Annotated in this window: 5 protein-coding genes and 1 pseudogene; 5 read left to right on the plus strand and 1 reads right to left on the minus strand. The window is 60.8% G+C overall.

Annotation, left to right across the window (positions count from 1 at the left end; translation table 11 throughout):
* Window positions 1–232 (plus strand): annotated as a pseudogene (locus EOA85_RS24970) (NADP-dependent oxidoreductase); the annotation flags it as partial.
* Window positions 233–383: 151 nt separating this feature from the next.
* On the opposite strand, the gene EOA85_RS24975 reads toward EOA85_RS24970, so the two are convergent.
* Complete coding sequence (locus EOA85_RS24975) at window positions 384–905, minus strand: hypothetical protein (RefSeq protein ID WP_127211549.1); 522 nt, start codon at window positions 903–905, stop codon at window positions 384–386.
* 228 nt (window positions 906–1133) lie between these two features.
* On the opposite strand from EOA85_RS24975, the gene EOA85_RS24980 reads away from it, so the two are divergent.
* The 4 genes from EOA85_RS24980 to EOA85_RS24995 form a co-directional block, all read left to right on the plus strand.
* On the plus strand, window positions 1134–2285 hold the full coding sequence (locus EOA85_RS24980) for a hypothetical protein (protein WP_127211550.1): 1152 nt from the start codon (window positions 1134–1136) through the stop codon (window positions 2283–2285).
* 124 nt (window positions 2286–2409) lie between these two features.
* Window positions 2410–3204 carry a DNA-binding response regulator gene (locus tag EOA85_RS24985; RefSeq protein ID WP_127211551.1) on the plus strand — a complete coding sequence of 265 codons (795 nt, stop codon included), beginning with the start codon at window positions 2410–2412 and terminating at the stop codon, window positions 3202–3204.
* Complete coding sequence (locus tag EOA85_RS24990; protein ID WP_127211552.1) at window positions 3201–3749, plus strand: hypothetical protein; 549 nt, start codon at window positions 3201–3203, stop codon at window positions 3747–3749. Before EOA85_RS24985 ends, EOA85_RS24990 begins: the two co-directional genes overlap by 4 nt.
* Before the next feature lies 1 nt (window position 3750).
* Window positions 3751–6164 (plus strand): UvrD-helicase domain-containing protein (locus tag EOA85_RS24995; protein WP_127211553.1); only part of this gene is annotated, 2414 nt, incomplete at its 3' end.

Consider the following 6164-nt stretch of genomic DNA (forward strand, 5'->3'; position numbering starts at 1 on the left):
GGGAACACTGGTGCCCGTCGTCGGGCCGCCCGCCGCGCGGCCCGCCAATGGCCTGGCGGTCGATTTCGTTGTCGAGTCCGATCGTGCTCAATTGAGTGAGATCGTCCAGCGGGTGCGGGACGGACGACTACGGACGAACATCGGCAACATCTCGACCCTCGACGATGCCGTTTCCGCCTTCAACCCGACCGAGCGACGCACGGGGAAGACGATCATTCGCGTTCGTCCGTGAGCGATACGCGCCTATCGATGCACGCGGTCGGCCGGCGCTGTCCAGATCGGCCGGCTGCGTCCTATCAGACGCGCTGGTGGCAACCTGGGAACTACCCATGGCCCTTGGCATGAGATATCGAATGGGCTCAATCCCTGCAGACCGCCCGGCTTCAATCGGTGGAATAATTGAAAGTGCCGCAGAGGCCTTGGCTATTGATGTCGTGTGGAGCTTTCTTTGATCCAAAGACCGCCATCCCAAGAAGCGGAGAATCTCCGAACGACGATTTTTCGAGAAACACGATGTATTGGGCCGGGCCAGATGTCAGATCGCCGCAAAGCGTGTTGCCGTTTTTGAGAGCGCCTGGATCCCGTGATATTTTGAAGACTTCCGCGGTTGCCTTCTTTTTGTCCGTCTCGTCCCACTGACGCCATGATGCACCCAGTGAGGTCAAATCGACGTTTTTACCGTTCCCGAATGTGATCGTCATCTTGCTACCGGGACTGGCGAAATCGGGATTTCCGGAGAGCCGTATCGCACCGGTGATCGACTCGGCGGTGCGGCTATACGGCTCGTATTTGCGCTTTTCTTGCCAGACGTGACGTTCCGTAGCTGATTGGGTCAACGCTGGACTGCAAACGAGGCACGCCGCGACAGCAATTGCTACCGGATATCTGCGCTGCAAGGTCATCATTCCCTCTCTCCAATTCTCCGTGAAAGATAGTAGTCCAGAACGTCCCCAAGGGGGCCGTTTGCAGACTGGCGACTTTCGGTCAATACAACAGGGTTGGCTGCCGTTCAGCGCTGGCAGTGCGTCCGAGGATTGCCGCTCTTGAAGCCATTTTGGTTTCTCAATGCAGTACCCTTACCGTTCCTAGTTTCGAATAGACTTTAATCTCGCGGTACACCCCTTGGAGGCGTATTGCAGCAGGCTCTAACCTCGGCTGCTGCTGGCGACGCCGATTTAGGCCACAACCGAAAAAAGGCTCAGCACATCGTGACCCGCGGCGAAGAAATAGACGCAGCCTTTGACGACGCGCTCGCCGCGCTCGATGCGCTGCGTCTGGAGCATTACGAAGACGCCACCATTCGCTCGATCATCGAGCGGTTGGGGTCGCGGGTCGAGCGCTTTTTCAAGACGGCGGTTTTCCCGGGCGCCATTGCCGCCGAAACATTCGATACCCTGATCAACCGGCTCAAAGCGATCGGTATCGACAAGACGGTACGTCGTCAGCTGCATGGTCTGCGCGATCTCTACAACGACGCCAAGCACGATCCGACCGCACCCATTCGCCTGAAGCGCACGGTCGATATGGTAACGGCAGCGCGGGCGGCCGTTCAGACGCTGATCCAGGCTGGACTCGGCGCGACTTCCGCGCCGGTCGAGACGGTCGTCAGTCGCCTGCTGTGGATCTCGGCTTATGACGTCTATGTCGGCGGCGTTACTGAAGTTTATGTAAGTCTGCCGCTCCCCGAGGACATCTTCGCCACCCACCTCGACCTTGTATGGATCAAAGGGCTAGAGTGGGACACGATGAAGGGGGAGTTGCTCGCGACCGGCTGCTTCCACTATGGCAAAGAACACTTCGATCCGGTCGTCTTCAGCCGATTCGTCGAGGAGCAGGATTTTCTCAACGCCGGCATTTGGGACGGCGACTACCGGCAGCTCATCCGGATCATTTCGAGATATGAGGACCGGCCAACAGCCGCTCACCTCATCCCGAATCTGCGACGTGACCACATGTACATCGCTGTTCTTTCCGCGATCGCGCTGGCCGCTGTGGACATCGCGGCCGGCGTGCCCGCCCCACTGGCCGTCGAGAAGTTACGGAGCCAAATCCTAGAACATGCCGACAAGGTCTATGCGATGCCCGACGAGCGCGTCTGGGTGCACGCGGCCGCGACCGGTCTGGCGGAATTAATCGTCCAGCTCCCCTTTGCTTCTTGGGCACAGCTCAGCGGTCCGTTCTGGAACCTCTGGAACCCTAAGCAGCTAGTTGCCGTGGTGTCGGCAGCCGATTTGAAGATGGTCCCGTACGTAATCGACGACGCGAACCGGGTTGTCATCACTTGAAGCGAGTGTGGTCATCGATCCCGCAAACGACAGCGGTTAAGGTTTCGGAGGCCGGCACTTGCTGAAGATCGGACCGGCTTGGTAAATAGTTGGGTTTGGCTGCAATTAGTACGAGGGGGGATATTTGGCAGAGCCATTGAGGAAGAGAAAGGACGGCGGGGAGCTCTATAGCCGACGCGATGAAGTTGAAGCTCTGATCGATCGATTGGAAGAGCTGCCTCGCGATGAACTGATCGAGCGTATGCGCATCGCGACGCCGACGCACCCAGATTTCTTGCCGCCGGAGTGCCTGCTGCATTTTGTCCGCAAGTCGAAGCACGACAACTCCAGCCGTCAGTTCGAACTCATGTACAAGGCCCTCATCGCCAGAGTGGAGCGTGCGGCCACGGTCGCCGGGGCCGTTCACTACGTAGACGGCAAGCGCGCCATCACCGCGCGAGCGGCAAAGATCATTGAGGCCGTCATCTTCGCATTCGAGGTCAAGCTGACGCAGGACCGGAACGGCTACTACGACGGCCTCGACTACTTCGAGATCAACTTCGCATCCGCGGTGAAGCTGCTGCGATCCACTGCCCGGACCAAGATCGACACAGAGGAGGATCGCGAGCAGCCGCTTTCCTACAACGACGATGAGGCCATCTCTCCCGAGGTGGAAGCAGCAGCCGGTTCGTTCGATCCCTTCAATCTCGAAAAAATCGACGATCCGACTTACCGGTCGGCGCTGGGCGCTGCGATCAAGGAATTACCGGCAAACGAGCGCCAAGTCGTCGTGCTCATGCTCAAGGGCTATCAAATTGACTCGAACGAACCCAGCACCACTACGATCAGGAGCATCCTCGGATGCGCTGAGAAGACGGTCCGCAATCGAAGGGACCGCGCGCTCGATAAGCTCCGACAAGCACTGGAGGAGCTAGAATGACCCGTCACCCAGAAGAAACCGAGACCGTCCTCGCGTCTTTCGCAATCGAACCGACCCACGATAGGGAAACGCTGGACCGTTACCTCTCGGCCCATCCGGATCTCAGGTCTGAGCTCCTTGCGCTCGCTCTGGAGCTTGAGTTCGACGAGATCGACGAGTCTCCGCTCGATCTCGAATCCTCCGTTGTCGCCGAATCCTGGACAAGATACTCGGCGGCTTCGTCTGAGCCGTTGACCTCGGCGAGCTTCACAAGAGAGGTGGCGAAGTCGCTGGGTGTGAAGACCGCGGTCGTGGTACAGCTGCGTGACCGCGCAATATCGTTCGCGTCCATCCCGCAGCGATTCCTCGCACGCCTCTCGAGAGCCTTGGGAGCCGGCCTCGAAGAGCTATCGGCGTACCTCAATGCCCCCCGAAACTTGGCGCCGGGCGCGAGCTACAAATCGGACGGCAAGCCAGCCGCTGCGCAACAGATGACCCTGGCCGAGGTGATGAGCCAATGCGGCCACACTTCGGAAGAGATCGCGAAGCTGCTCGACGAGGAGTGACATGGACGGGATTGAAATCGCACGTCGTCGCGCCGCCGAGATCAACCGAGAGCTGATCGCGAAGGGCTCGGATATCACCAAGCCCTACCAACTGGCACTGGCAGCGGCCGACGCTGCGGGTGTCGAGGTGCAGAAGGTCGATAGGGGAAGCCCGATGCTTAACGGCGCTCGGGCGATCTACGATCCGACCACGCCGCTGATCTTGCACGAGGCAACCGGTTCCGACTTCGACGACGCCTTTCTGGTCGCCCATGAGGTCGGTCACGTTCAGTTGGGGGACCGCACCCAGCGCGACGAAGCTAGGCACATTGATCCGTCGCGCCCTTCGGAGATGCCGCCGGTCGGGGCGGAGCGCGTGGAGGACTACAGCCGTCGCCAGCGGCGAGAGGTCCAGATCGATCTATTCGCACGAGAACTTCTCCTGCCCCGCGCGACGGCCAAGGCTCTGCATGTCCAAAGCGCCATGACGTCGGAAGACCTCGCCCGGATGATAGGAGCGCCGCGCGCCGCCATCGTCCAGCAATTGCTCGATGCGCTACTGCTGCCAGAAGCCGATCCAGATCTCATTAAGGTGCCTGTGGAGCGCCTCCTGAATGAGAAGCAGAAGGAGGCCGCCGAACACTGGGGCGAGCCCTACCTGCTCGAGGCCGGTCCGGGCACCGGGAAGACGCAGACCCTGGTCGGTCGAGTCGCATGGCTGTTGGCCAAAGGAGTCGACCCGCGCAGTATCCTGGTGCTCACTTTCTCCAACAAGGCAGCGGGCGAACTGTTCGATCGCATCGCCGCCTTGGACGGCGCTGCAGCGGCAGCCATGTGGATCGGAACGTTCCACTCCTTCGGCCTGGACCTCATCCGTCGGTTCCACGACCGTCTGGGTTTGCCCGATGATCCAAAGATGATCGATCGCGCCGATGCCATCGGCCTGCTCGAAGTCGAAGCTCCCAAGCTCGATCTCCACCACTACAAGAACCTCTGGGATCCGACTGAGAACCTCGACAAGATCCTCGCAGCCATCTCGCGGGCGAAGGACGAACTGGCAGGCCCGCTCGAGTTCGAGCGCCTGGTCGCACTCATGGCAGCGGCGGCTGAAACGGAGGAAGCGAGGGTCGAGGCCGAAAAGCAGGCCGAGGTCGCGCGCGTCTACAAGCGATACGAAGAGATCAAAGGCGCAATGCCTCGGCTGGATTTCGGCGACCTCGTCACTCTACCGGTCAAGCTGCTGACCGAGCACGGAGACGTTAGGTCGGAGCTCTCTGTGCGCTATGCGCACGTGCTCGTCGACGAGTACCAGGACGTCAACCGCAGCAGCGTCGAACTCCTCAGGAAATTGCGCCCCACGGGCAAACATCTCTGGGCGGTCGGAGACGCCAAGCAATCCATCTACCGGTTCCGAGGCGCCTCGTCTGTCAACCTCGCGAACTTCGCCAAGGACTTCCTTGGAGCAAAGGATGGCCGACTGACCATCAACTACCGGTCCACCGGCGAGATCGTAACGACCTTCTCCAAGTTCGCGGAGGAGATGAACGTAGCCCGCGGCAAGGATTCCTCGCTCGAAGCCGACAGGGGCGGGTCCGGCCACGTCCCCGAGCATCGCCAGGTCGACTATGCCGCCGACGAGATGGAAGCGGTCGCTGAGGCCATCGAGGCCTTCAGGGCCGAGGGCATCGACTACAGGGACCAAGCGATCCTATGCACCGGCAACGACAAGCTGGCCAAGTTCGGCGCCGCCCTCGAGAGCCTTGGCATCCCAGTACTGCATCTGGGCAGCATCTTCGAACGGCCAGAGATAAAGGACCTGCTGTCGATCCTGTCGATGCTGGTGGACGGTCGGGCCATGGGCATCGTCAGAGCGGCCACCATGCCGCAGTTCGCGATGGGCATCGCCGATGCCGCCCATGTCATCCAGTCGCTCGCGGCCGGCACCGCTCCAGAGCCCGCTTGGTCCGCGACTGCGGAGCAGCTCCCAGGGCTGACCGCTGGTGGCAGAATTGCGCTGGGCGAAATAGGCAAAGTCATGGCAGGGTTTGACGAGAAGTCGCAGCCCTGGGACGTCCTCTCTGCGCTTCTGCTGGATCGCACCCGCATCGCGGCCGATCTCGGAACGGGCGCCACCATAGCATCGCGTGCGAAGAGCATAGCCATCTGGCAGCTCATGAACTTCGTACGGAATCCAGCACCAGGCCGAGGCCTGCCCATCGTTCGACTGCTGGATCGGATTCGGCGCCTCGTTCGGCTCGCCGACGAGCGCGATCTGCGGCAGCTTCCGGCCTCCGCTCAGGGCTTGGACGCCGTTCGCCTCATGACCATCCATGGCTCTAAGGGCTTGGAGTTCCGGGCCATCCACTTCCCCGGCGTGAACTCTAACAGCCTGCCCCGTTCGCCCAATATGTTTCAGGGCATCGAGACGGCCGATGG

The organism is Mesorhizobium sp. M5C.F.Ca.IN.020.29.1.1 (assembly GCF_003997375.1).
GTDB lineage: Bacteria > Pseudomonadota > Alphaproteobacteria > Rhizobiales > Rhizobiaceae > Mesorhizobium > Mesorhizobium wenxiniae.